Below are 1988 nucleotides of genomic sequence, written 5' to 3' on the forward strand. Positions count from 1 at the left end.
GACCATCTGCTGAACAACGTCTTCTTCGATACCTGCGTCTATCACCAGCCGGGCATCGACTTGCTGACGCGCGTGATTCCGGTGGACAACATCCTGTTCGCAAGCGAGATGATCGGCGCGGTGCGTGGCATCGATCCGGAGACGGGCCACTATTTCGACGACACGAAACGCTACGTCGAGGCCGCGCACATCGATGCGGCCGAGCGGTACAAGATCTTCGAGGGCAACGCGCGACGTGTCTACCCGCGCCTCGATGCAACACTCAAAATGAAAGGACAATGATCATGTATGAACTCGGTGTGGTGTATCGCAACATCCAGCGCGCGGACGGCGACGTCGCGACCAGGCTCGGCGCATTCGGTTCGGCGACGGTCCACGAGGCGATGGGCCGCGTCGGCCTGCTCAAGCCCTACATGCGCCCGATCTACAGCGGCGCGCAGACGAGCGGCACGGCCGTCACGGTCCTGTTGCAACCCGGCGACAACTGGATGCTGCACGTCGCGGCCGAGCAGATCCAGCCGGGCGACATCGTCGTCGCCGGGGTCACGACCGAATCCACCGACGGCTTCTTCGGCGACCTGCTGGCGACGAGCTTCCAGGCGCGCGGCGCGCGGGCGCTGATCATCGATGGCGGCGTGCGCGATGTGCGCGTGCTCGCCGAAATGAACTTCCCCGTGTGGAGCCGCGCGATCTCGTCGAAGGGCACGGTCAAGGCGACGCTCGGCTCGGTGAACGTGCCGGTCGTGTGCGCGGGGGCGCTCGTGACGCCGGGAGACGTCATCGTCGCCGATGACGATGGCGTGGTGGTGGTGCCCGCGGCGATGGCGCAGAAGGTGCTCGACAAGGCAAGCGCGCGCGAAGCGTTCGAAGGCGAGAAGCGCGCGAAGCTGGCGTCGGGCGTGCTCGGCCTGGACATGTACAACATGCGCGAGCCATTGCAACAGGCCGGGCTGCGGTACGTCGACTGATTCGGGGAGCGGATATGGACAAGCAAATCACCGGCATCTCGTCGATGGCGACGCGTCAGGTCTTGGCCGAACTCGTCAAAGAGTACGAGCGGCGGTTGGGGCAAGCGGTGACGATCGAATCGGTCGGCGGCGTGGCGGCTCTTCGGCGGGTTCAAGACGGAGAGCCGTTCGATATTGTCGTGCTCGCGGCCGACGCGATCGATCGGCTGGCCGCAGCCGGCCGGATCGACCCGGGCAGTAGGGTCGACCTGGCGCGTTCGGGCGTCGCGATCGCGGTGGCGGCAGGGACGCCGCGGCCGGCGATCGGTACTGAGGCGGCGGTTCGCGACTCCGTTCTGGCCGCACGCAGCATCGGCTATTCGACGGGCCCGAGTGGCGTTCACCTAAGCCGCCTGTTCGAACGATGGGGAATCGCTGAAGCCATCGCGCCGCGCATCGTGCAGGCGCCGCCCGGTGTGCCGGTGGGCGCGCTCGTCGCGCGCGGGGAAGCCGAGCTGGGCTTCCAGCAACTGAGCGAATTGATGCACTTGCCGGGGATCGAAGTGATCGGCTCCCTGCCGCCAGAAATTCAGGTCATCACCGTCTTCTCGGCTGCTGTATGCACGGCGTCTGAGCAGCATGAGGTCGCGCAGGAATTCCTCACCTTTCTGACCTCTCCCAACGCTGACTCCGTCAAGCATCGTCATGGTATGGAACCAGGACGGGCAAGGTAGCAGATACACGCTATACAAGGTCAAGGTCGAGACGGCAGACAACGCCGCGCTCCTTCTATGAGCGCGACCCTTTATACAAGGACGGGCCGGCATCGCGGCGATCGATCTGAATGCCGCGTTAGCGCGAAGTCGACCGCAAGTTTGACGGCTATTTCACCCGCCTTCGGGCGGCTCCGCCAAAGCGTTCACCGCACGGATAAACACCAGCGCCGACACAATCAACCTCACACTTACTCATAAGTCAGGAATTTTGCGGACACATGCTCTATGCTTGAGCGATAGCTCTTACGAGGACGCCCATGAAAAG

Annotated in this window: 3 protein-coding genes; all 3 read left to right on the forward strand. The window is 64.1% G+C overall.

Annotated elements, in window-relative coordinates:
- Positions 1-282: amidohydrolase family protein (locus tag AWB68_RS44330; protein WP_160110195.1), on the forward strand; the 282-nt coding region annotated here is incomplete at its 5' end.
- A 2-nt stretch (positions 283-284) separates the two neighbouring features.
- Positions 285-968, forward strand: coding sequence for a 4-carboxy-4-hydroxy-2-oxoadipate aldolase/oxaloacetate decarboxylase (ligK, locus tag AWB68_RS44335; RefSeq protein ID WP_087650382.1), 684 nt, complete (start codon positions 285-287; stop codon positions 966-968).
- A gap of 14 nt (positions 969-982) precedes the next feature.
- Complete coding sequence (locus AWB68_RS44340) at positions 983-1681, forward strand: substrate-binding domain-containing protein (protein ID WP_087650381.1); 699 nt, start codon at positions 983-985, stop codon at positions 1679-1681.
- Positions 1682-1988: the final 307 nt, after the last annotated feature.

It is taken from the genome of Caballeronia choica, assembly GCF_001544535.1.
In the GTDB taxonomy this organism is placed as follows: domain Bacteria; phylum Pseudomonadota; class Gammaproteobacteria; order Burkholderiales; family Burkholderiaceae; genus Caballeronia; species Caballeronia choica.